This window comes from Xanthomonas hawaiiensis (assembly GCF_031834635.1).
In the GTDB taxonomy this organism is placed as follows: Bacteria; Pseudomonadota; Gammaproteobacteria; order Xanthomonadales; family Xanthomonadaceae; genus Xanthomonas_A; species Xanthomonas_A sacchari.
In genome coordinates, this window is the sequence record NZ_CP115873.1 from 4,277,944 (window position 1) to 4,299,401 (window position 21,458).

Here is a 21,458-nt window from a genome sequence, read left to right on the forward strand (position 1 = left end):
TCCCATGTTCGGCTACTACGTCCGCCTCGCCTTGCGCAGCTTCCGCCGCAACACCGTCCTCACCGCGCTGATGGTGCTGGCCATCGCCCTGGGCATCGGTGCCAGCATGACCACGCTGACCGTGTTCCACGTGCTCTCCGGCGACCCGATTCCGCAGAAGAGCGACCGCCTGTTCTACGTGCAGGTGGATGCGCAGCCCAAGGCCGGTTACCAGCCGGGCGAGGAACCGGATTCGCAGAACACGCGCTTCGATGCCGAGGCGCTGCTGCGCGAGAAGCGCGCCAAGCGCCAGGCGCTGATGACCGGCGGCAGCGTCGCGATCGAACCGACCAAGAGCGGCCTGAAGCCGTTCAAGTCGGAGGTGCGCTTCACGTCGGCGGACTTCTTCCCGATGTTCGACACGCCGTTCCAGTACGGCCACGGCTGGACCGGCACCGAGGACGAGCGCCACGACCGCGTGGTCGTCATCAGCCGGAAGCTCAACGAGAAGCTGTTCGACGGCGCCGACAGCGTCGGCCGGGAACTGCGCGTGGACCAGAACACCTTCCGCATCGTCGGGGTGCTCGACACCTGGGAGCCCAAGCCGCGCTTCTACGACGTCACCAACACCTACGGGTCGGACGAACAGGCCTATCTGCCGTTCTCGGTGGCGATGGACCTGAAGATGGACCGCAACGGCAGCATGAACTGCTTCGGCGACAGCAACGGCGACCAGACCGCGCTCAATGCGCCCTGCACCTGGGTGCAGTACTGGGTGGAACTGGAGAACCCGGCGCAGGCCGCCGACTACACCGCCTACCTGGAGAACTATTCGGCCCAGCAACGCGCCGCTGGCCGCTTCCAGCGCCCCAACAACGTGCGCCTGCGCGACGTCATGCAGTGGCTGGACCACAACGAAGTGGTGCCCGGCGACGTGCGCCTGCAGCTGTGGCTGGCGATGGGCTTCCTGCTGGTGTGCCTGCTCAACACCGTCGGCCTGCTGCTGGCCAAGTTCCTGCGCCGCAGCGGCGAGATCGGCGTGCGCCGCGCGCTCGGCGCCTCGCGCGGGGCGATCTTCGCGCAGTGCCTGGTGGAAGCCGGCGCCATCGGCCTGGCCGGCGGCGTGGCCGGTCTCGGCCTGGCCACGCTCGGCCTGTGGGCCGTGCGCCAGCAGCCGGCCAGCTACGCCAAGCTGGCGCATCTGGATCCCAGCATGCTGGCGCTGACCTTCGCGATGGCGGTGGGCGCCAGCCTGCTCGCCGGCCTGTTGCCGTCGTGGCGCGCGATCCAGGTCGCGCCCGCCCTGCAGCTCAAGTCCTGATCCTGCGCGCACTGCGCCTTCCACGCCCTCTCACAAGGTCATCGCCATGGATATCCGCCCCATCCTGTCCACCCTGCGCCGGCACAAGACCGCCGCCGCGCTGATCGTGCTGGAGATCGCCCTGGCCTGCGCGATCGTGTGCAACGCGCTGTTCCTGATCGGCAACCGCATCGAGACCCTGCACCGGCCCAGCGGCATCGCCGAGTCGGAACTGGTGACGATCTCGCTGGGCGGCATCGGCCAGCAGGTCAACGCCGCCGCACGCACCCGCGAGGACCTGGCCGCGCTGCGCGCGGTGCCCGGCGTGCGCAGCGCCACGGTGCTCAACCAGGTGCCGTTCGTGCACTACTCCTGGAACACCAGCCTGTCGCTGAGCGCGGACCAGGAGCGGCCCACCCTCAATGCCGCGCAGTACATGGCCGAGGAAGGCACCCTGAAGACCCTGGGCCTGAAGCTGGTGGCCGGACGCGATTTCGCCCCCGACGAGTACATGGATCTGGAAGCCGCGCAGACCGACAAGCGGATCCAGGAGAAGGGCACCGCCATCATCCTCAACCGCGCCACCGCGGAGAAGATGTTCCCGGGCCAGAACGCGCTGGGCAAGACCGTGTACACCGGGCCGGTGGGCGCTCGCGTGGTCGGCATCGTCGAGACCCTGGCGCGCCCCACCGCGGCCAGCGGCCTGGCCGAGATCGACTACGCCATGCTGCTGCCGTTTCGCCTGAACTACACCGACGGGCTGTACGTGCTGCGGGTCACCGACCCGGCGCGGCGCCAGGAAGTGCTGAACGCGGCCACCGCGGCGCTGATGAAGGTCGACAGCAGCCGGCTGGTGCTCAAGCAGCAGACCTATAGTGAGATCCGCGACGCCTACTTCCAGGGCGACCGCGCGATGGTCTGGCTGCTCGGCGCGGTCTGCGTCGCGTTGCTGATCGTCACCGCGCTGGGCATCGTCGGCCTGGCCAGCTTCTGGGTGCAGCAGCGCACCAAGCAGATCGGCATCCGCCGTGCGCTCGGCGCCACCCGCGGGCAGATCCTGCGCTACTTCCAGACCGAGAACTTCCTGCTGGCCAGCACCGGCATCGTGCTCGGCATGTTGCTGGCCTACGCCATCAACCAATGGCTGATGGGCAAGTACGAACTGCCGCGGCTGCCGCTGGCCTACCTGCCGATCGGCGCGGTGGCGCTGTGGCTGCTCGGCCAGCTGGCGGTGTTCGCGCCGGCCCGCCGCGCCGCCGACGTGCCGCCGGCCGTGGCCACCCGCAGCACCTGATCCATCCCCTTGGCCGGCTACGGCCGGCCTTTTTTCTTCAGGACGCCCGATGTTCGGCTACTACTGCAAACTGGCGCTGCACAGCTTCGGCCGCAACCGCCTGCTCACCGCGCTGATGGTGCTGGCGATCGCGGTGGGCATCGGTGCGTCGATGACCACGCTGACCGTGTTCCATGTGCTGGCGGCCGATCCCATTCCCGGCAAGAGCGCGCAGCTGTTCAACGTCGAACTCAACGTCGAACCGGACGACCGTTACGATCCGAACGATACCGACCCGGAACAACTGACCCGCCGCGATGCCGAGGCGCTGCTGCGCGACAGGCGCGGCGACCGCCAGGCGATGATGTCCGCCGGCGGCGTGACGGTGGTGCCGGCGCAGCCGCAGCTGACCCCGTTCGGCACCGAGGCGCGCTACACCAGCGCCGACTTCTTTCCGATGTTCGCGGTGCCGATGCGCTACGGCCACGCCTGGAGCGCGGACGACGATGCCCGGCGTGCGCGCGTCGCGGTGATTTCGCGGCGGCTCAATACCCAACTGTTCGGCGACGCCAACAGCGTCGGCCGCCAGCTCCAGCTCGGCGATGCCGTGCTGCGCGTGGTCGGGGTGATCGACACCTGGGACATGAACCCGCGTTTCTACGACCTGACCAACACCGAGTATGGCGACAGCGAAGACGTGTTCGTGCCGTTCTCCACCGCGCGCGACCTGGACCTGGACGTCAGCGGTTCGATGTCCTGCTGGGGCGACCATGCCGGCAACAGGACCAGCGCGAACGCCCCCTGCGCCTGGATCCAGTACTGGGTGGAACTGGACAGCCCCGGCAAGCGCGCCGCCTACCTGGACGCGCTGCTGGCCTATGCGCAGCAGCAGCGCGACGCCGGCCGCTTCCGCCATCCGCCGGACATCCGCCTCAGCGACGTGATGACCTGGCTGGACCGCAACCACGCCGTGCCCTCCGACGTGCGCCTGCAGATGGGGCTGGCGCTGGCGTTCCTGGGCATCTGCCTGCTCAACACCGCCGGGCTGATGCTGGCCAAGTTCCTGCGCCACAGCGGCGAGATCGGCGTGCGCCGCGCGCTCGGCGCCTCGCGGCGGACGATCTTCGCCCAGCACCTGATCGAAGCGGCGGCGATCGGCCTGGCCGGCGGTGCCGGCGGCCTGCTGCTGGCCTGGATCGGCACCTGGCTGGTGCGGCAGCAGCCGGCCGACTACGCCGCGCTGGCGCACCTGGACGGCCGCATGCTGCTGCTCGCCCTGGCGATGAGCCTGGGCAGCGCGCTGCTCGCCGGCCTGCTGCCGGCCTGGCAGGCGATGCGCGTGTCCACCGCCCTGCAGCTCAAGTCGCAATGACGCGCCGCGCGCGCCCTCTCCGCCAGGAACTCCCACCGTGTCCCTCCATCCCATCCTCTCCAGTCTGCGCAAGCACCGCGTCGCCGCCAGCCTGATCGTGCTGGAGATCGCCTTCAGTTGCGCGGTCGTCTGCAACGCGCTGTTCCTGATCGATCAGCGGCTCGAGCGTATGCAGCGGCCCAGCGGCGTCGCCGAGCAGGAACTGGTGCAACTGCGCAGCCGCAGCGTGGTCAGCGACGGCAACAGCGCCGCGCAGACCCGCGCGGACCTGGACGCGCTGCGACGCATTCCGGGTGTGCGCGAGGCCAGCATCATCAACCAGGCGCTGTTCGGCGAGTCGCTCGGCTACAGCGGCGTGTCGCTGCGCCCGGATCAGGAACGCAGCACCCTGCATGCGGTGCAATACTTTGGCGACGCACGGCTGCTCGATACCCTGGGGCTGCATCTGGTCGCAGGGCGCCGCTTCGCGGACGACGAGTTCATCGACGACGCGCAACTGCGCGATCCGGTGGCCAAGCGCATCCCGCCCTCGGTCATCCTCAGCCAGTCGCTGGCGCAACGCCTGTTCCCCGGGCAGAACGCCGTGGGCCGCACCATCTACGTCTACGGCGAACACCGTGTCGTCGGCGTGGTGCAACGCCTGGTGCAACCCCGCGAAGGAGGGAACATCGGCCACTACGAGGACACGATGCTGTTCCCGGTGAACGTTCCCTACGATCGCGGCACCTACCTGCTGCGCGTGCGCGACCCGGCGCAGCGCGAGGCGGTGTTGCGGCAAGCCAAGGCGACGCTGTCGCACCACGGTCCACGGCGGATGGTGAACGGCGGCAAGACCCTGCAGCGCGCCCGCGCGGACTACTACCGCAACGATCTGGCGATGGCCTGGCTGCTGGTCGGCGTCTGCGTCCTGCTGCTGTTGGTCACCGCGCTGGGCATCGTCGGCCTGACCAGTTTCTGGGTGCAGCAGCGCACCAAGCAGATCGGCATCCGCCGTGCGCTCGGCGCCACCTGCACGCAGATCCTGCGGCATTTCCAGCTGGAGAACTTCCTGCTCGCCAGCGCCGGCATCGTCCTCGGCATGCTGCTGGCCTATGCCGCCAACCTGTATCTGATGAGCGCCTACGAGCTGCCGCGGCTGCCGCTGTGGTACCTGCCGGTCGGTGCGCTGGTGCTGTGGCTGCTCGGCCAGCTCGCGGTGCTGCCGCCCGCACGCCGCGCCGCCGCGGTGCCGCCGGCGGTGGCCACGCGCAGTGTCTGAGCGAACGCCGCCACCGTCCAAACGAGGAGAGGCAGGATGCTGAACCATTATCTGCGGCTGTCCTGGCGCAGCCTGCGGCGCACGCCGATCGCCACCGCGCTGATGGTGCTGGCGATCGGCCTGGGCATCGGCGCGAGCATGACCATGCTGACGGTGCTGCACGTGATGTCGCGCGACCCGCTGCCGGACAGGAGCGGTGCGCTCTACACCCCGCATCTGGATCCGTTGCCGCGCAGCTACCCGGACAACCAGGAGTGGGGCGATCCGGCCGACAACCTCACCTGGCCCGACGCCATGGCGCTGCTGCGCGCCGCACCCGCCACGCCGCAGGCGGCGATGGCTGGCGGGCAGGTCTTGCTGTGGCCGCCGCGTGCGGCGCAAGCGCCGCTCGACCTGAGCGGCCGCTACACCAGCGCCGGGTTCTTCGCCCTGTTCGGCATCCCCTTGCAACGCGGCCACGGCTGGAGCGCGGCGGACGACCAGAGCCACGCCCGCGTCATCGTGCTGAGCCGCACCCTGGCCGACACCCTGTTCGGCACGCGCGATCCGATCGGCCAGCGGGTGGCGCTCGGGGAAAAGCGCATCGGCTTCGAGGTGATCGGCGTGACCGGCGATTGGGATCCGCAACCGCTGTTCTACGCCGACCCCGGCAGCAAGGGCGGCTTCGGCCAGCGCGACGACTTCTTCCTGCCGCTGTCGACCGCGATGGAACTGGCACTGGACGTCAACAGCAACATCAGCAGCTGGAACAGCTTCGACGGCGACGACGCGGCGCGACGCAAGGATCCGTCGACCAGCTGGCTGCAGTTCTGGGTGCGCCTGGACACGCCGCAGCAGGTCGCCGCCTACCAGCGCCTGCTCTACGACTATGCCGCGACACAGCACGCCAGCGGCCGCTTCCAGCGGCCGCCGGAGCGCGCGCGGCTGTATGCGTTGATGGACTGGCTGCGCCACCTGCGGATGGTGCCCGACGATGTGCGCCTGCAGACGCTGCTGGCGCTGGGCTTCCTGTGGATCTGCCTGGTCAACGTGATCGCCTTGCTGCTGGCGAAATTCCTGCGCCGCGGCGGCGAGATCGGCGTGCGGCGCGCGCTCGGTGCCCGTCGCGGCCACGTGTTCCTGCAGTTCGGCAGCGAAGCCGCGCTGATCGGGTTGCTCGGTGGCGCAGTGGGCATCGCGATCGCCGAGTTGGGCCTGTGGAGCGTGCGTCAGCGCCCGGACGACTACGCCAGGCTGGCGCGGATGGACCTGCAGATGCTGCTCGCCACCGTGGCGCTCGCGGTGATCGCCGCGCTGCTGGCCGGCCTGCTGCCCGCCTGGCGGGCCAGCCGGATCGACCCGGCCCTGCAGATCAAGGACCTGACATGAATCTGCCGATCCGCCCCATCCTCTCCAGCCTGCAGCATCACCGCCTCACCGCCGCGCTGCTGGCCCTGCAGGTCGCACTGACCTGCGCCTTCGTCGCCAACGCCGTGTTCCTGATCGGTGGGCGCATCGAACGTCTGCGGGTCTCCAGCGGCTTGCCCGAGGAGGAACTGGCGCTGATCTCGGTTCGCGGCGTCCAGAGCGATGGCAATGCGCTGGCCCAGCAACACTCCGACCTGCAGGCGTTGCGCAGCATTCCCGGTGTCACCGCGGCCGCCGCGATCGGCTTCAGCCTGCCGCTGTCCGGCGGCGCCAACGACTATGGCGGTTGCCCCGACCGGCAGACGCTGGACCGCGCGATGGCGCAGCAGTCGATGGACAATACAGGGTGCATCCAGGCCACGTATTACTCCGGCTCGCAAGGTTTCGTGCAGGCCATGGGCACGCACCTGATCGCTGGCCGCGACTTCCGTGCCGACGAGTATTCCACCGCCACGCCAAGCGCCGTGATCGTCACCCGCGCGCTGGCGCGGCAACTGTGGCCAGGACAACCTGCGGTCGGCAAAACGCTGTATGGCGGCGTCCACGGCGCCATCGTCGTCGGCGTCGTCGACGACCTGCTGCGCACGACGCTGCGCGGCGCAGCGGTCGACCATCTGGCCGCGCTGTCGCCGCAGCTGCCCGCGGGCAACCAGGTGCAATACCTGTTGCGCAGCGCGCCGCAGGACCGCGAACGGGTCCTGGCCGCAGCGGCGAGCGCGCTGGCACAGGCAGGGCCGGTGCGGCTGATTCCGCGCGAAGGCCGCCGCAGCTACTCCCAGCTGCGGCAGCGCTATTTCCAGCGCGATGCCACCATGATCGGCTTGCTGCTCGCGGCGACCACGGGCCTGTTGTTCGTGACCGCCCTGGGCATCGGCGGGCTGGCCAGCTTCTGGGTGCAGCAACGCACGCGCCAGATCGGCATCCGCCGCGCCATCGGCGCGACCCGTCGCGACATCCTGCGCCATTTCCAGACCGAAAACCTGCTGATCGTGAGCGTCGGCAGCGCCGTGGGCATGGTGCTGGCATTGCTGCTCAATCAAGCGCTGTTGCAGCGCTACGATCTGCCACGCCTGCCGCTGGGCTACCTGCCGACCGTCGCTGCGGCACTCTTGCTGCTCGGCCAACTCGCGATCCTGGCGCCCGCGCGCCGCGCCGCCGCGGTGCCGCCGGCGGTGGCCACGCGCAGTGTCTGAGCCAGCGATGCGCGGACACACGACAAGCCGGACGCAGGCTGCGATGATGCGGCCTGATCCGTTTTCCTCCACCGGCGCGCCGATCCGCGCCCAAGGTGCACGATGCCCTGCCTGCTGATCATCGACGACAACCCCGCGGTCGCCACCGCGCTGGAAGTGCTGTTCTCCCTGCACGACATCGACACCGTCTACGCCGACAGCCCGCAGGCGGGCCTGCAGCGTCTGGGCGAAGGCGACATCGACCTGGTCCTGCAGGACATGAACTTCACCGCCGACACCACCTCCGGCGAGGAAGGCGTGGCCCTGTTCGAGGCGATCCGCACGCGCCATCCGGACCTGCCGGTGATCCTGCTGACCGCCTGGACCCAGCTCAGCAGCGCGGTGGAACTGGTCAAGGCCGGCGCCGCCGACTACCTGGCCAAGCCCTGGGACGACCGCAAGCTGCTGACCACGGTCAACAACCTGCTGGAACTGTCCGAGACCCGCCGCGAACTGGAACGCCGCCGCGACGGCGAGCGCCGCCATCGCCAGCAGTTGGCGCAGCGCTACGACCTGTGCGGCGCGGTGTTCGCCGATCCCGCCAGCGAGCGCGCCATCGCCCTGGCCTGCCAGGTCGCGCGCTCGGAACTGCCGGTGCTGATCACTGGCCCCAACGGCAGCGGCAAGGAGAAGATCGCGCAGATCATCCAGGCCAACTCCTCGGTGCGGCGCGGCCCGTTCGTGGCGCTGAACTGCGGCGCGATCCCGGCCGAACTGATCGAAGCCGAACTGTTCGGCGCCGAGGCTGGCGCCTACACCGGCGCCAACAAGGTGCGCGAAGGCAAGTTCGAAGCCGCCGACGGCGGCACCCTGTTCCTGGACGAGATCGGCAACCTGTCGCTGGCCGGGCAGATGAAGCTGCTGCGCGTACTGGAGACCGGCCGGTTCGAGCGGCTGGGCTCCAACCGCGAGCGCCAGGTCAAGGTGCGGGTGATCAGCGCCACCAACGCCGACCTCATCGGCATGATCCGCGACGGCAGTTTCCGCGAGGACCTGTACTACCGGCTCAACGCGGTGGAACTGTCGCTGCCGGCGCTGGCCGAGCGCCCCGGCGACATCGTGCCGCTGGCCGAGCACTTCCTGTCCGGCGACAAGCCGCTGTCGGCCGGCGCCTGCCAGGCGCTGCAGCGCCACGCCTGGCCCGGCAACGTGCGCGAACTGCGCAACGTGGTGCAGCGCGCCGAACTGCTGGCCGGCGGCGCGCAGATCGAGGCCGCCGACCTCAACCTGCCCAGGCCCGCCGCGCCGCGCACGGCCACCGCCGCCGAACCCGACCGCGAGCGCATCGTGGCCGAGCTGAGCCGAGCGCACGGCGTCATCGCCCAGGCCGCCGCCGAACTGGGCATGAGCCGACAGGCGCTGTACCGGCGCATGGACCGCTACGGCATCCCCCGCGAATGAAACTGCGCCGCTCCTTCACCGTCATGCTGTTCCTGCGCCTGCTGCCGGTGCTGGCGCTGGCCGCCGCCCTGCCGTGGCTGCTGGCCTACTGGATGGACCGCGGCTGGGAAGTGGTGACGGCCTCGGCGCTGGCCCTGCTGCTGCTGATGTGGTGGACCCTGCGCCGCGCCACCGCGCCGATGCGCTCGCTGTTCCGCGCCCTGGCCGGCACCGTCAGCAGCTACCGCGACGGCGAATACAACTTCGGCGTGCACTGGCGCGGCGACGACGAACTCGGCGAGATGGTCGCCGCGCACGCGCAACTGGGCGAGATCCTGCGCGAGCAACGCCAGGGCCTGGCGCAGCGCGAACTGATGCTCGACACCATGGTGCAGAACACCCCGGTGGCGATGCTGCTCATCGCCAAGGGCGGCGACGGCCTGCGCCGCGTGGTGTTCTCCAACCTGGCCGCGCGCAAGCTGCTGCACAGCGGCTGGAAGCTGGAAGGCCAGCGCCTGGACGACCTGCTGCTGGGCGTGCCGGGGCCGTTGCGCGAGGCGATCTCGCGCGGCGGCGACAGCCTGTTCGCCATCGAGGGCGGCGACGAGGATCCGGACGAGGAGCAGATCTACCATCTGTCGCAGCGCCGCTTCCATCTCAACGGCCGTCCGCACGAACTGCTGCTGATCCGTCTGCTCACCGCCGAACTGCGCCGCCAGGAAGTGCACACCTGGAAGAAGGTGATCCGGGTCATCAGCCACGAACTCAACAACTCGCTGGCGCCGATCGCCTCGTTGGCGCACTCCGGGGCCGAGCTGGTGCGGCGGCAGAAGGTGGAGCGGCTGGAGGAGGTGTTCGGCACCATCGAGGAGCGCGCGCGGCACCTGGAAGGCTTCATCCGCGGCTATGCGCGCTTCGCCAAGCTGCCGCAACCGCAACTGCAGACGGTGCACTGGGCGCAGTTCCTGGCCGGGCTGCAGCAGCACATCCCGTTCGCGCTGGAACTGGAGTCGCCGGACCTACACAGCCGGGTCGATCCGGCGCAACTGCAGCAGGCCCTGCTCAACCTGGTCAAGAACGCCCACGAATCCCTGCCGGAAGGGCAGACGCCGGTCGACGGCGTGCGCGTGCGCGTGTCCACCCGCCCGGACTGGCTGCGCCTGGAAGTGCTGGACCGCGGCAGCGGCATGAACGAGGCGGTGCTGCACAACGCGCTGATGCCGTTCTATTCGACCAAGCGCAACGGCACCGGCCTGGGCCTGGCCCTGACCCGCGAGATCGTCGAGGCCCACGGCGGCCGCCTGTCGCTGCACAACCGCGACGAAGGCGGATTGTGCGTGACGGTGCAGTTGCCGCAGGGGGAGCGCGGCTGATTTTTCTGGAGCCGGGATTGGGGGATTCGGGATTCGATTCCTGACGAAGGCAGCCGCTGCAGTCTGAGAAGCGGGACCAGCCGCGACGCGCTCAGCACATCGGCAACAGACAACGCATCGCCACCCGCAGGTGCATCGGAAAACCGAGCGCGGCCTCCTGTTGCCAGGTCGCGCGCAGTTGCGGCCCCCACTGCGCAGGCGGCAACTCGACGAAGCCTTCGCTGGCGTAGAACGGCGCATTCCACGGCACGTCGCGCAGGGTGGTCAGCAGCATGCACGGGAAGCCGGCAGCCATTGCGGCCGCGCGCGCGTGCCGCAGCAGCGCACGGCCATGGCCTCGGCGCCCGAAACGCGGATCGACATCCATCTGTTGCACGTGGAAGCCCGCGTCCAGGCACCCACCCAGCAGATACCCGGCGCAACGGTCGTCGTCCAGCACGACCCACAGCTGCTCGCGCGCCAGTCCAGCACGCAACGCTTCCGGGTCCAGCGCGTGCGCTGCGAACACGGCCTGCGCCGCATGGCCCTGCAGCAGGGCGCCGGCACGCCGCTCGATCTGCTGCAGCCGCGCCAGCTCCTGCGCGCGCGCCAGACGCATGCGCCGGACCATGCCTCAGTCGCGCTTGTCCGGGCGCTTCCAGCCTTCGATGGTTTCCTGGCGCACCCGCGCCACGCTCAGCTTGCCGGCGGGCGCGCTGCGGGTGATCACCGAGCCGGCGCCGATGGTGGCGCCGTCGCCGATCTCCAGCGGCGCCACCAGCGCGCTGTTGGAACCGACGAACACGCCATCGCCGATCGACGTCTGCGACTTGTTGACCCCGTCGTAGTTGCAGGTGATGACGCCGGCGCCGATGTTGACGCCGCTGCCGATCGTGGCATCGCCCAGGTAGGTCAGATGATTGGCCTTGCTGCCGACGCCGAGCACCGCCTTCTTGGTCTCGACGAAGTTGCCGATGTGCACGCCGTCGGCCAGCACCGTGCCCGGGCGCAGCCGCGCGAACGGGCCGATCTGCACCGCGCCCTCGGTCACGACGCCCTCCAGGTCGCAGTGCGCACGCACCTCGGTACCCGGCCCCAGCACCACGTCCTTCAGCCGCACGAACGGGCCGATGCTGACGCCGTCGCCCAGTTCCACCTCGCCTTCCAGGATCACGTTGGCGTCGATGCACACGTCGTGGCCGGCGCGCACGCGGCCGCGCTGGTCCAGGCGGTTCGGGTCGATCAGTTGCACGCCCTGTTCGCACAGCGCACGCGCCGCGCGCAACTGCCAGGCGCGTTCCAGTTGCGCCAGTTGCCACGGATCGTTGGCGCCCTCGGCCTCGATCGGATCGGCCACCAGCACCATTTCCGCCGGAGTGAACTCGGCGGCGGCGGCGGCGAACACGTCGGTCAGGTAGTACTCGCCCTGCGCATTGTCGTTGCGCAGCTGCGCCAGCCACCGCTTCAGCGCGGTGGACTCGGCGGTGACGATGCCGGTGTTGATGGTGCGGATGCGCCGCTGCTCGTCGTCGGCGTCCTTCTGCTCGACGATCGCCGCGACCTTGCCGGCGGCATCGCGCACGATGCGGCCGTAGCCGGTGGGATCGTCCGGTTCGGCGACCAGCACCGCCACGCGCCCTGGCGCATGCAGCAGGCGGGTCAGGGTGTCGGCACGGATCAGCGGCACGTCCCCGTACAGCACCAGCACCGTGGCCGCGTCGGGCACGGCCGCCATCGCCTGCTGCACCGCATGGCCGGTGCCGAGCTGCTGCGCCTGCTCGGCCCACAGCAGGTCGGGCTGGTCGGCGAAGGCCGCCAGCACCGCCTCGCCGCCGTGGCCATGGACGACGTGGATCGCATCCGGCTGCAGCCGGCGCGCGGTCTCGATCACATGCGCCAGCATCGGCCGGCCGGCGATCGGTTGCAGCACCTTGGGCTTGACCGACTTCATCCGCTTGCCCGCACCGGCGGCGAGGATCACGACGTGCAGGGGCAGGCTCATGGGACGGTTCCGGTGCGGGTGGACGACGAATTCTAGAGGGTGCCGGCCGCGCCTGCCGTCACGGGCGCCGCACGCGCGGCGGGCTGTACATCGGCGCGGCAGGCGCTAGCATGCGCGATCGTCTTCTCCTGCGGATGTTCATGGGTCTCCTGCGCCAGGGCAGCCAGTTCCTGCTGATCGGCCTGCTGCAATTGCTGATCGACTGGAGCGTGTTCGTCGCCGCCACCGCGGCCGGCATGCCCACCGTGCCGGGCAACGTGCTGGGCCGCGTCTGCGGCGCCCTGCTCGGGTTCTGGCTCAACGGCCGCATCACCTTCGCCAATGGCGACGCCGCACGCCTAGGCTGGCGGCGCTTCGGCCGCTTCATGGCCATGTGGCTGGTGCTCACCGCACTCAGCACCTGGCTGGTGGCGCTGTGCGCGCACGGGTTGGGCCTGCGCCTGGCTTGGCTGGCCAAGCCGCTGGTCGAAGGCATGCTGGCGGTGGTGTCGTTCTTCCTGGGCCGGCAGTTGGTGTATCGCTAGCGCTGGAATGCACAGCGGGCATGCGGACGGCATCGCTGCGCGCTGTCGGGGCTGAAGCCCCTCCCACAACAGCCAGCGAATGCCGGGAGCATCCCCGTGGGAGCGACTTCAGGGACCTCGAATAACCACGGAGTCCCATTGTAGGAGTCAACTGTCATGCACCTGCGATGGCAGGAGGAGCGTACGGGGCCTGATCGCGCGCGATGGCGTTGAGCCAGCGCAGGAACTTGTGCATGCAGGCGACGATGGCGACCTTGGCCGGTTTGCCGCCTGCGCGCAGGCGCGCGTAAGTGTTGGCCAAGGGGGATTTGGCGCGGATGCTGGCCCAGGTGGCCATGTACAGCACGCGCCGCACGTCGGCACGTCCGCCTTTGATGCGGCGTTGGCCTTTCCAGCAGCCGCTGTCGTGATTGAACGGGGCCAGCCCGACCAGGGCAGCGAGCTTGCGTGGCGGCAGCGTGCCCAGCTCTGGCAACCGCGCGGCCAGAACCGCGCGCAGGATCGTGCCGAGCCCAGGCACCTTAGGGAGGCTCGAGCAGGTCTTGCCCTGCTGCCCGATCTCCTGCGTCAACGTCTGGATCTGCTGGTTCAGCAGGGCGATCACCTCTCGGCAGTGGCGTTGCACCTCAGGGCGGGTGATGTGCTCCAGGCGCCGCCGATGGGCATCGCGCTGGCCCACCAGGGTGGCACGCAGGTCCAGCAGTTCGCGAAGAGACTGCTGGTGCCCGGGCACCACGGGCGTGGGGGTGGTCGGGATGTGCTGGGCGGCGATGGCCAGCAGGCGCGCGTCCAGGACATCGGTTTTGGCATGCAGGCCCAAGGCCTGGGCTAGCTTGCGCGGACGATCAGCGGCCATCCGCACTGCCGGCAGGTCCGCCTCTCGGAGCACCTGCAGCACGGCATGTTCGTAGCCGCCACTGGCTTCCAGCACGATCCGCTCGCAGCCCAGCTCGGCCAGGCGTTGGGCCAGCGCACGCTGCCCTTGTGGCGTATTGGCTTGGGTCCAGGTCTGCTCGTCCGGCAGGACATGAATGACCAGTTCGGCCTTGGATACATCGATCCCGACATAGCGTCGCATAGACGTTCTCCGCAGTAGACTCAGTCACGAGAGCACTCCTGCCGACGCCCATGCTTGTGGAGTTCGAGCTCGCGACTCGGGCAACTGTTCGGGCTGATAAGGCAGGAGATACGGGGTGCGGCGGCGCTGACTCCTACTCGTGCTTGCTGGCACTACGGCTAAACGGCCTGCCGCACTCCGCTCTCACCTGCAACGATAGACCCTCATTTGACACAAGCGGCTTCAGCCGCGACACGCTATTCCGGGAACGCCCGTCACGGCTGAAGCCGCTCCTACGAGGATAACGACGTGCCCGGCTGCGCCGCGGCAACGCGCGTTACTAGAGAAACCCTTCAGTCGCGACGATCGAAGGCCGAACGACGGGCCCGCATCAGGGGCGCTGATCGCCAGAGCAACTTCGCCTCCCTCCGACACAGGCCATCCGTCGCCGACCCGCTACCAAAACTCAGTGGCAGAAATCGCCCAGGCTGCGCACCAATGCCGTGCGATGCAGTTGGTCCAGCTGCCAGCGCAGCGCATAGGCCTCGGCCGCGCGCGCGGTCGTGGCCGGGCAATCCGGGGCCTGGCGCACCGTGGCGCTGGCCTGCAACGCATCCAGCATCTCGCCCTGCAGCTGGTCCAGGCGCGCACGCAGCGCGGTCAGATCCGGGCGCGGGCTGTCGGGCGCGCGGCCGCGCAGGTGCCAGCGCGACAGCAGTTCGTACTGCACCAGCTTGTTGGATTCGATCTGCATGCCGAAGAAGCGCGCGGCGTCGTCGGCATCCACGCCGTGCGCCGGCGCCTGCTCGCGCACGCTGGCCAGCACCGCGGCCTCGCGCGTGGCGTCCAGCACCGGCTTGCCGCTGTCCCACTTGCTCAGCGCGACCTGGTCGCCGATCGCATTGCGCTCGACGATGCGATCCAGCAGCGGTTCCAGCGGGGTGGCGCTGCGCGCGGGCAAGGCGCAGCCCATCAACATGGCGCCAGCCAGCACGGCGGTCAGGGCGTGCACACAGGGACGAGGAACGGAAGCGGACAGGGGCATCTCGATTCTCCGGTAACCGTCTGCGGGTGGGGGATGGTCCGCAGATCGGGCCGCCATCTTGCCGCAGTCCACCGACCGGACGATGACCGCACGCGCGTCTTGTCGCATGGAGACACCACCGAGTCAGCGACCAGCAAGCCAGCGCCGTGCGCCGTGTCGCATTCGGCGTCGATCGCGGGCTGCGCCGCGGGAATGCGATCTTCGCGGCGATCCAATGCGCTGCGCGTCAGCAGAGTGCGGCAAGCCGGGTCGCAAGGTGATTTCCTACATGCACGCAGAGGCAGCGTATGAAGGAGACCCACCCCTCCCCCAGAAACGACAACGCCGGCAAACGCCGGCGTTGTCGTCGCATGCGGCTGTGAGGCCGCGTGGCGGTGAACTCAGTGCTTGAGGTTCTTGCGCAGGCGCTCCAGCGCCTGCAACTGCGCGGTGACCTCGGCCAGCTTGGCCTGGGCCTCGGCCACGTCCATGCCTTCGCCGCGGTTGGCGAGCAGGCGCTCGGCTTCTTCCTTGGCCTTGCGCACCGATGCCTCGTCGATGTCCTGCGCACGGATCGCGGTGTCGGCCAGGATCGTCACCACCTGCGGCTGCACCTCGAGGATGCCGCCGGAAATGGCGAAATCCAGCTGCTCGCCGCTCGCGGTGGTCACCACCACCTTGCCGGGCTTGAGCCGGGTGATCAACGGCGCGTGCTTGGGCGCGATGCCCAGCTCGCCCAGTTCGCCGGTCGCGACCACCAGGGTGGCGTCGCCGTGGTAGATCTCATGCTCGGCGCTGACGATGTCGCAACGGATGGTGCTCATGGTGCCTCACTGGGTGAGGCGGGAATCGGGAATCGGGAATCGGGAATGGGGAGAAGCAGATTGCCTTCTCTCAACCAGTACGCGATGCATCAGATTCCAGTTGTCCCGCCTTGACGATTCTCGATTTCCGATTCCCCATTCCCGGATGCCGGCCGCCTGCGGCCGGCGTCCAGATCAGGCCTTCTCGGCCATCTTCTTGGCCTTCTCGACCGCTTCCTCGATGCCGCCGACCATGTAGAAGGCCTGCTCGGGCAGGTGGTCGTACTCGCCGTCGACGATGGCCTTGAAGCCGCGGATGGTGTCCTTCAGCGACACGTACTTGCCCGGCGAGCCGGTGAACACTTCGGCCACGTGGAACGGCTGGCTGAAGAAGCGCTCGATCTTGCGCGCGCGCGACACGGCCTGCTTGTCCTCTTCGGACAGTTCGTCCATGCCCAAGATCGCGATGATGTCCTTCAGTTCCTTGTACTTCTGCAAGGTGGACTGCACGCGGCGGGCGGTGTCGTAGTGCTCGTGGCCGATCACGTTCGGGTCCAGCTGGCGGCTGGTCGAGTCGAGCGGATCCACCGCCGGGTAGATACCCAGCGAAGCGATGTTACGCGACAGCACCACGGTGGCGTCGAGGTGGGCGAAGGTGGTCGCCGGCGACGGGTCGGTCAGGTCGTCCGCGGGCACGTACACGGCCTGGATCGAGGTGATCGAGCCGGTCTTGGTCGAGGTGATGCGTTCCTGCAGCACGCCCATTTCCTCGGCCAGGGTCGGCTGGTAGCCCACCGCCGACGGCATGCGGCCCAGCAGCGCCGACACTTCGGTACCGGCCAGGGTGTAGCGGTAGATGTTGTCGACGAAGAACAGCACGTCGCGGCCCTTGCCGTTGGCGTCCTTCTCGTCGCGGAAGTACTCGGCCATGGTCAGGCCGGTCAGCGCCACGCGCAGACGGTTGCCCGGCGGCTCGTTCATCTGGCCGTACACCATCGCCACCTTGGACTTGCTCAGGTCGTCCTGGACGATGACGTTGGCGTCGCTCATCTCGTGATAGAAGTCGTTGCCCTCGCGGGTCCGCTCGCCCACGCCGGCGAACACCGACAGGCCCGAATGCTCGGTCGCGATGTTGTTGATCAGTTCCAGCATGTTGACGGTCTTGCCGACGCCGGCGCCGCCGAACAGGCCGACCTTGCCGCCCTTGGCGAACGGGCACATCAGGTCGATCACCTTGATGCCCGTTTCCAGCAGTTCGGTGCTGGAGGACTGGTCGGCGTAGTCGGGCGCCTCGCGGTGGATTTCCCACTGCACGTCGGACTGGACCGGGCCGCGCTCGTCGATCGGCTCGCCCAGCACGTTCATGATGCGGCCCAGGGTGCCGGTGCCGACCGGCACGGCGATCGCCTTGCCGGTGTTGGTCGCGATCAGGTTGCGCTTGAGGCCGTCGGTGGAGCCGAGCGCGATCGTGCGCACGACGCCGTCGCCCAACTGCTGCTGCACTTCCAGTGTGATGGCGGTACCTTCGACCTTCAGTGCGTCGTAAATCTTCGGCACATCGGCACGCGCGAATTCGACGTCGACGACCGCGCCGATGATCTGAACGATCTTGCCCTGACTCATTTGGATAACTCCACTAATGTCTATGCGAATCTGGTGTCGGGAATGGGGAACGGGGAATCGGGAATGGGAAGATCGAGCGCTGCTGCTTCGACCATTCCCGTTTCTCCATTCCCCATTCCCGGCTACACAGCGGCTGCGCCGCCGACGATTTCGGAAATTTCCTGGGTGATCGCGGCCTGACGCGCCTTGTTGTAGACCAACTGCAAGGTGCTGATCAGCTTGCTGGCGTTGTCGCTGGCCGCCTTCATCGCGACCATGCGCGCCGCATGCTCGGACGCCACGTTCTCCAGCACCGCCTGGTACACCAGCGACTCGATGTAGCGCGTCATCACGTGCTCGAGCACGCTCGCGGCATCGGGTTCGTACAGGTAGTCCCAGTCGTGGTGCGCCACCTGGCTCTCGGCCGCCGGCAGCGGCAGCAACTGGTCGAAGCTGGCCTTCTGCGTCATCGTGTTGACGAAGCGGTTGTAGACCAGATACACGCGGTCCAGCTTGCCTTCGGTGAACGCGTCCAGCATCACCTTGATCACGCCGATCAACTGCTCCAGCTGCGGAAGGTCGCCGAGGTGGCTGACGCTGCCGACCATGTCCACCTTGATCCGGCGGAAGAACACCGAGGCCTTCTGGCCGATAGTGACCACGTCCACGCCGGCGCCCTGGTCCTGCCACTGGCGCACTTCGCCCAGCATCTTGCGGAACAGGTTGTTATTCAGGCCGCCGGCCAGGCCGCGATCGGAGGAGATCACGATGTAGCCGACGCGCTTGACCGCCTCGCGCTGCACCAGGAACGGATGCGTGTAGTCGGTGCTGGCCTGCGCCAGATGCCCGATCACCTGCTTCATCGCCTGCGCGTACGGACGCGAGGTCTTCATCCGATCCTGCGCCTTGCGGATCTTGGAAGCCGAGACCATCTCGAGCGCGCGCGTCACCTTGCGGGTGTTCTGCACGCTCTTGATCTTGGATTTGATTTCGCGTCCGCCTGCCATGCTCTCGCTCGCTTTGCTCGCTTCGTGGGAATGGGGAATGGAGAATCGGGAATGGGCAAGCCCGGATCCCGCTCCTACGATTCCCTATTCTCTATTCCCGATTCCCTGCAACTGATTTACCAGCTACCCGTGGTCTTGAACTCGCCGATGCCCTTCTTGAACGCGGCTTCGATGTCGCCGTTCCAGTCGCCGGTGTCGTTGACCTTGGCCACCAGGTCGCCCTGGGTGTTGGCGAAGTGGGCGTGCAGGCCCTCTTCGAACGCCAGCAGCTTGTTGACCGGCACGTCGTCGAGGTAGCCCTCGTTGACCGCGTAGATCGACAGCGCCTGGTTGGCGATGGACATCGGCAGGTACTGCTTCTGCTTCATCAGCTCGGTGACGCGCTGGCCGCGCTCGAGCTGCTTGCGGGTGGATTCGTCCAGGTCCGAGGCGAACTGCGCGAACGCCGCCAGCTCACGGTACTGCGCCAGCGAGATGCGGATGCCGCCGGAGAGCTTCTTGATGATCTTGGTCTGCGCAGCGCCACCGACGCGCGAGACCGAGATGCCGGCGTTCACCGCCGGGCGGATGCCGGCGTTGAACAGGTCGGTTTCCAGGAAGATCTGGCCGTCGGTGATCGAGATCACGTTGGTCGGCACGAACGCGGACACGTCGCCGGCCTGGGTCTCGATGATCGGCAGCGCGGTCAGCGAACCGGTCTTGCCCTTGACCTCGCCCTTGGTGAACTGCTCCACGTACTCCTCGGACACGCGCGCGGCGCGCTCCAGCAGGCGGCTGTGCAGGTAGAACACGTCGCCCGGGTAGGCTTCGCGGCCCGGCGGGCGCTTCAGCAGCAGCGAGATCTGGCGGTAGGCCACGGCCTGCTTGGACAGATCGTCGTACACGATCAGCGCGTCTTCGCCGCGGTCCATGAAGTACTCGCCCATGGTGCAGCCGGCGTAGGCGCTGATGTACTGCATCGCCGCCGATTCGGAGGCGGTCGCGGCGACCACGATGGTGTGCGCCAGCGCGCCGTTCTCTTCCAGCTTGCGCACGATGTTGGCGACGGTCGAGGCCTTCTGCCCGATCGCCACGTACACGCACTTGATGCCGGTGCTCTTCTGGTTGATCACCGCGTCGATGGCCATCGCGGTCTTGCCGGTCTGGCGGTCGCCGATGATCAGTTCGCGCTGGCCGCGGCCGATCGGGATCATCGCGTCGACCGACTTGTAGCCGGTCTGCACCGGCTGGTCGACCGACTTGCGCCACAGCACGCCCGGCGCCACGCGCTCCACCGGCGCGGTCAGGCTGGCGCCCAGCGGGCCCTTGCCGTCGATCGGCTCGCCCAGCGCGTTGACCACGCGGCCCAGCAGCTCCTTGCCGACCGGCACTTCCAGGATGCGGCCGGTGGTCTTGGCCACGTCGCCTTCGCGCAGGTTCTCGTAGTCGCCGAGCACCACGGCGCCGACCGAGTCGCGCTCCAGGTTCAGCGCCAGGGCGTAGGTGTCGTTCGGCAGTTCGATCATTTCGCCCTGCATCACGTCGGCCAGGCCGAAGATGCGCACGATGCCGTCGGACACGCTGGTGACCGTGCCTTCGTTGCGCGACTCCGCGGCCAGCTTGACCTGCTCGATGCGGTTCTTGATCAGTTCGCTGATTTCGGAGGGGTTGAGCGTGGTTGCCATCTTGGTTTCCTTCGGATCGTCCATCGCGCAGCGGCGGATGGCGACGTGTGGTTAGCTTCTTTGAGAATCGGGAATGGGGAATCGGGAATCGCGGGTGGCGTCGCCGCCGGGCCGGGTTCTCTCCTCTCTATTCGCCATTCCCGTTTCTTAGTGGGCCAGTGCGGATTGCAGACGCGACAGCTTGCCTTTCAACGAACCGTCGATGACCACGTCGCCGGCGTCGATCACCGCGCCGCCGATCAGCGAAGCGTCCACCGCCGTGGTGATCTCGACCTCGCGGCCGAAGCGCTGCTTCAGCGCCACCTTCAGCGAGGCCACCTCGGCATCGCTCAGCGCCGTCGCGGAGGTCACGTTGGCCTGCACCACGCGCTCGGCCTCGGCCCGCAGCTGGTCGTACAGCCCGGCGATCTCCGGCAGCAGCGGCAGCCGCTGGCCTTCGGCCAACAGGCTCAGGAAGCGCTGGTACTGCTCGTCGGCCGCGTCCGGTGCCAGCAGCGACACCGCCTGCTCCCGCTGCAGCAGCGGGTTGTGCAGCAGCGCGGCCACGCGCGGGTCGGCCGCGACCTGGGCGGAGAAAGCCAGCGCCTGCGACCAGGGCGCGAGCTTGCCGGCGTCGCTGGCCGCGGCGAACGCGGCGCGAGCGTAGGGACGCGCCAGTGTGAGGGCCTGGCTCATCTCAGATCTCCGCCGCCAGCGCGTCGAGCAGCGCCTTGTGGGCGTTGGCGTCGATTTCGCGCTTGAGCAGCTTCTCGGCGCCGCTCACCGCCAGCAGCGACACCTGGCGACGCAGGTCTTCGCGCGCGCGGTTGGCCGCGGCGTCGATCTCGGCTTGGGCCAGTTCCTTCTGCCGGTTGGCTTCGACGATCGCCTCGTGCTTGGCCGCCTCGACGATCTGGTTGGCGCGCGCATGCGCCTGATCGATGATCTCGTTGGCCTTGATGCGGGCGTCCTTCAACGCTTCGTTGACCTTTTCCTGCGCCTGCGCCAGATCCTTCTGGCTGCGATCGGCGGCGGCCAGGCCTTCGGCGATCTTCTGTTGGCGCTCTTCGATGGCCTGCATCAGCGGCGGCCAGATCTTGGTCGCGACGATCCAGATCAGACCGGCGAACGCCAGCGCCTGGGCAAAGAGGGTGAGACCGATATTCATGGGGTACGCTCAGCCAATGGTGACGGGGTGGACGCGCCGCCAGCACGGCGACGCGTCCGAACCTTCATCCGTAGC

General features: G+C 68.5%; 19 protein-coding genes. 9 read left to right on the plus strand and 10 right to left on the minus strand.

Going from position 1 to position 21,458, the window contains the following annotated elements:
- Nucleotides 1–4: 4 nt before the first annotated feature.
- The 8 genes from PG878_RS18155 to PG878_RS18190 all read left to right on the plus strand — a co-directional run bounded on the left by PG878_RS18155 (nt 5) and on the right by PG878_RS18190 (nt 10,574).
- Nucleotides 5–1,300 (plus strand): ABC transporter permease, encoded by a 1,296-nt coding sequence (locus PG878_RS18155; protein WP_209032501.1) that lies wholly within the window; start codon nt 5–7, stop codon nt 1,298–1,300.
- Nucleotides 1,301–1,346: 46 nt separating this feature from the next.
- Complete coding sequence (locus PG878_RS18160; RefSeq protein WP_209032500.1) at nt 1,347–2,573, plus strand: ABC transporter permease; 1,227 nt, start codon at nt 1,347–1,349, stop codon at nt 2,571–2,573.
- Nucleotides 2,574–2,622: 49 nt separating this feature from the next.
- Nucleotides 2,623–3,924 (plus strand): ABC transporter permease, encoded by a 1,302-nt coding sequence (locus tag PG878_RS18165; RefSeq protein ID WP_209032499.1) that lies wholly within the window; start codon nt 2,623–2,625, stop codon nt 3,922–3,924.
- Between the two features lie 37 nt (nt 3,925–3,961).
- Complete coding sequence (locus tag PG878_RS18170) at nt 3,962–5,182, plus strand: ABC transporter permease (RefSeq protein ID WP_209032498.1); 1,221 nt, start codon at nt 3,962–3,964, stop codon at nt 5,180–5,182.
- 36 nt (nt 5,183–5,218) lie between these two features.
- Nucleotides 5,219–6,550: an ABC transporter permease gene (locus PG878_RS18175; protein WP_209032497.1), complete on the plus strand. Its 1,332-nt coding sequence runs from the start codon at nt 5,219–5,221 to the stop codon at nt 6,548–6,550.
- Nucleotides 6,547–7,782, plus strand: a complete 1,236-nt coding sequence (locus tag PG878_RS18180; protein ID WP_209032496.1) for an FtsX-like permease family protein — start codon at nt 6,547–6,549, stop codon at nt 7,780–7,782. The genes PG878_RS18175 and PG878_RS18180 overlap by 4 nt, the downstream gene beginning before the upstream one ends.
- Nucleotides 7,783–7,884: 102 nt before the next feature.
- A complete protein-coding gene (locus PG878_RS18185; RefSeq protein ID WP_209032495.1) occupies nt 7,885–9,222 on the plus strand; it encodes a sigma-54-dependent transcriptional regulator in 1,338 nt (445 codons plus the stop codon).
- Nucleotides 9,219–10,574: a sensor histidine kinase gene (locus PG878_RS18190; protein WP_010343792.1), complete on the plus strand. Its 1,356-nt coding sequence runs from the start codon at nt 9,219–9,221 to the stop codon at nt 10,572–10,574. The genes PG878_RS18185 and PG878_RS18190 overlap by 4 nt, the downstream gene beginning before the upstream one ends.
- Nucleotides 10,575–10,665: 91 nt before the next feature.
- Here PG878_RS18190 and PG878_RS18195 read toward each other — a convergent pair whose 3' ends face one another.
- Together PG878_RS18195 and glmU are read right to left on the minus strand one after the other, a co-directional pair.
- Nucleotides 10,666–11,184: a GNAT family N-acetyltransferase gene (locus PG878_RS18195; RefSeq protein ID WP_209032494.1), complete on the minus strand. Its 519-nt coding sequence runs from the start codon at nt 11,182–11,184 to the stop codon at nt 10,666–10,668.
- A gap of 3 nt (nt 11,185–11,187) precedes the next feature.
- On the minus strand, nt 11,188–12,555 hold the full coding sequence (gene glmU, locus PG878_RS18200) for a bifunctional UDP-N-acetylglucosamine diphosphorylase/glucosamine-1-phosphate N-acetyltransferase GlmU (protein ID WP_209032493.1): 1,368 nt from the start codon (nt 12,553–12,555) through the stop codon (nt 11,188–11,190).
- A gap of 140 nt (nt 12,556–12,695) precedes the next feature.
- On the opposite strand from glmU, the gene PG878_RS18205 reads away from it, so the two are divergent.
- Nucleotides 12,696–13,079 carry a GtrA family protein gene (locus PG878_RS18205; RefSeq protein WP_209032523.1) on the plus strand — a complete coding sequence of 128 codons (384 nt, stop codon included), beginning with the start codon at nt 12,696–12,698 and terminating at the stop codon, nt 13,077–13,079.
- A 154-nt stretch (nt 13,080–13,233) separates the two neighbouring features.
- Here PG878_RS18205 and PG878_RS18210 read toward each other — a convergent pair whose 3' ends face one another.
- The 8 genes from PG878_RS18210 to PG878_RS18245 form a co-directional block, all read right to left on the minus strand.
- Nucleotides 13,234–14,157: a transposase gene (locus PG878_RS18210; protein WP_311185976.1), complete on the minus strand. Its 924-nt coding sequence runs from the start codon at nt 14,155–14,157 to the stop codon at nt 13,234–13,236.
- Between the two features lie 445 nt (nt 14,158–14,602).
- A complete protein-coding gene (locus tag PG878_RS18215) occupies nt 14,603–15,181 on the minus strand; it encodes a chorismate mutase (RefSeq protein ID WP_209031604.1) in 579 nt (192 codons plus the stop codon).
- A 380-nt stretch (nt 15,182–15,561) separates the two neighbouring features.
- Nucleotides 15,562–15,984, minus strand: coding sequence for a F0F1 ATP synthase subunit epsilon (locus PG878_RS18220; protein WP_017910296.1), 423 nt, complete (start codon nt 15,982–15,984; stop codon nt 15,562–15,564).
- A 174-nt stretch (nt 15,985–16,158) separates the two neighbouring features.
- Nucleotides 16,159–17,586: a F0F1 ATP synthase subunit beta gene (gene atpD, locus PG878_RS18225; RefSeq protein WP_209031603.1), complete on the minus strand. Its 1,428-nt coding sequence runs from the start codon at nt 17,584–17,586 to the stop codon at nt 16,159–16,161.
- A gap of 122 nt (nt 17,587–17,708) precedes the next feature.
- Nucleotides 17,709–18,572 carry a F0F1 ATP synthase subunit gamma gene (gene atpG, locus PG878_RS18230; RefSeq protein ID WP_209031602.1) on the minus strand — a complete coding sequence of 288 codons (864 nt, stop codon included), beginning with the start codon at nt 18,570–18,572 and terminating at the stop codon, nt 17,709–17,711.
- Nucleotides 18,573–18,688: 116 nt separating this feature from the next.
- Nucleotides 18,689–20,236 carry a F0F1 ATP synthase subunit alpha gene (atpA, locus tag PG878_RS18235; protein WP_209031601.1) on the minus strand — a complete coding sequence of 516 codons (1,548 nt, stop codon included), beginning with the start codon at nt 20,234–20,236 and terminating at the stop codon, nt 18,689–18,691.
- A gap of 147 nt (nt 20,237–20,383) precedes the next feature.
- Nucleotides 20,384–20,911: a F0F1 ATP synthase subunit delta gene (locus PG878_RS18240; RefSeq protein ID WP_010340679.1), complete on the minus strand. Its 528-nt coding sequence runs from the start codon at nt 20,909–20,911 to the stop codon at nt 20,384–20,386.
- Nucleotide 20,912: 1 nt separating this feature from the next.
- Nucleotides 20,913–21,383, minus strand: coding sequence for a F0F1 ATP synthase subunit B (locus PG878_RS18245; protein WP_209031600.1), 471 nt, complete (start codon nt 21,381–21,383; stop codon nt 20,913–20,915).
- Nucleotides 21,384–21,458 lie beyond the last annotated feature (75 nt).

Excerpts from the sequence above, each read along its gene's own strand:
- PG878_RS18155 (WP_209032501.1), top strand. The coding sequence starts at position 5 with ATGTTCGGCTACTACGTCCGCCTCGCCTTGCGCAGCTTCCGCCGCAAC.
- PG878_RS18160 (WP_209032500.1), top strand. The coding sequence starts at position 1,347 with ATGGATATCCGCCCCATCCTGTCCACCCTGCGCCGGCACAAGACCGCC.
- PG878_RS18165 (WP_209032499.1), top strand. The coding sequence starts at position 2,623 with ATGTTCGGCTACTACTGCAAACTGGCGCTGCACAGCTTCGGCCGCAAC.
- PG878_RS18175 (WP_209032497.1), top strand. The coding sequence starts at position 5,219 with ATGCTGAACCATTATCTGCGGCTGTCCTGGCGCAGCCTGCGGCGCACG.
- PG878_RS18180 (WP_209032496.1), top strand. The coding sequence starts at position 6,547 with ATGAATCTGCCGATCCGCCCCATCCTCTCCAGCCTGCAGCATCACCGC.
- PG878_RS18185 (WP_209032495.1), top strand. The coding sequence starts at position 7,885 with ATGCCCTGCCTGCTGATCATCGACGACAACCCCGCGGTCGCCACCGCG.
- PG878_RS18190 (WP_010343792.1), top strand. The coding sequence starts at position 9,219 with ATGAAACTGCGCCGCTCCTTCACCGTCATGCTGTTCCTGCGCCTGCTG.
- PG878_RS18195 (WP_209032494.1), bottom strand. The coding sequence starts at position 11,184 with ATGGTCCGGCGCATGCGTCTGGCGCGCGCGCAGGAGCTGGCGCGGCTG.
- glmU (WP_209032493.1), bottom strand. The coding sequence starts at position 12,555 with ATGAGCCTGCCCCTGCACGTCGTGATCCTCGCCGCCGGTGCGGGCAAG.
- PG878_RS18205 (WP_209032523.1), top strand. The coding sequence starts at position 12,696 with ATGGGTCTCCTGCGCCAGGGCAGCCAGTTCCTGCTGATCGGCCTGCTG.
- PG878_RS18210 (WP_311185976.1), bottom strand. The coding sequence starts at position 14,157 with ATGCGACGCTATGTCGGGATCGATGTATCCAAGGCCGAACTGGTCATT.
- PG878_RS18215 (WP_209031604.1), bottom strand. The coding sequence starts at position 15,181 with ATGCCCCTGTCCGCTTCCGTTCCTCGTCCCTGTGTGCACGCCCTGACC.
- PG878_RS18220 (WP_017910296.1), bottom strand. The coding sequence starts at position 15,984 with ATGAGCACCATCCGTTGCGACATCGTCAGCGCCGAGCATGAGATCTAC.
- atpD (WP_209031603.1), bottom strand. The coding sequence starts at position 17,586 with ATGAGTCAGGGCAAGATCGTTCAGATCATCGGCGCGGTCGTCGACGTC.
- atpG (WP_209031602.1), bottom strand. The coding sequence starts at position 18,572 with ATGGCAGGCGGACGCGAAATCAAATCCAAGATCAAGAGCGTGCAGAAC.
- atpA (WP_209031601.1), bottom strand. The coding sequence starts at position 20,236 with ATGGCAACCACGCTCAACCCCTCCGAAATCAGCGAACTGATCAAGAAC.
- PG878_RS18240 (WP_010340679.1), bottom strand. The coding sequence starts at position 20,911 with ATGAGCCAGGCCCTCACACTGGCGCGTCCCTACGCTCGCGCCGCGTTC.
- PG878_RS18245 (WP_209031600.1), bottom strand. The coding sequence starts at position 21,383 with ATGAATATCGGTCTCACCCTCTTTGCCCAGGCGCTGGCGTTCGCCGGT.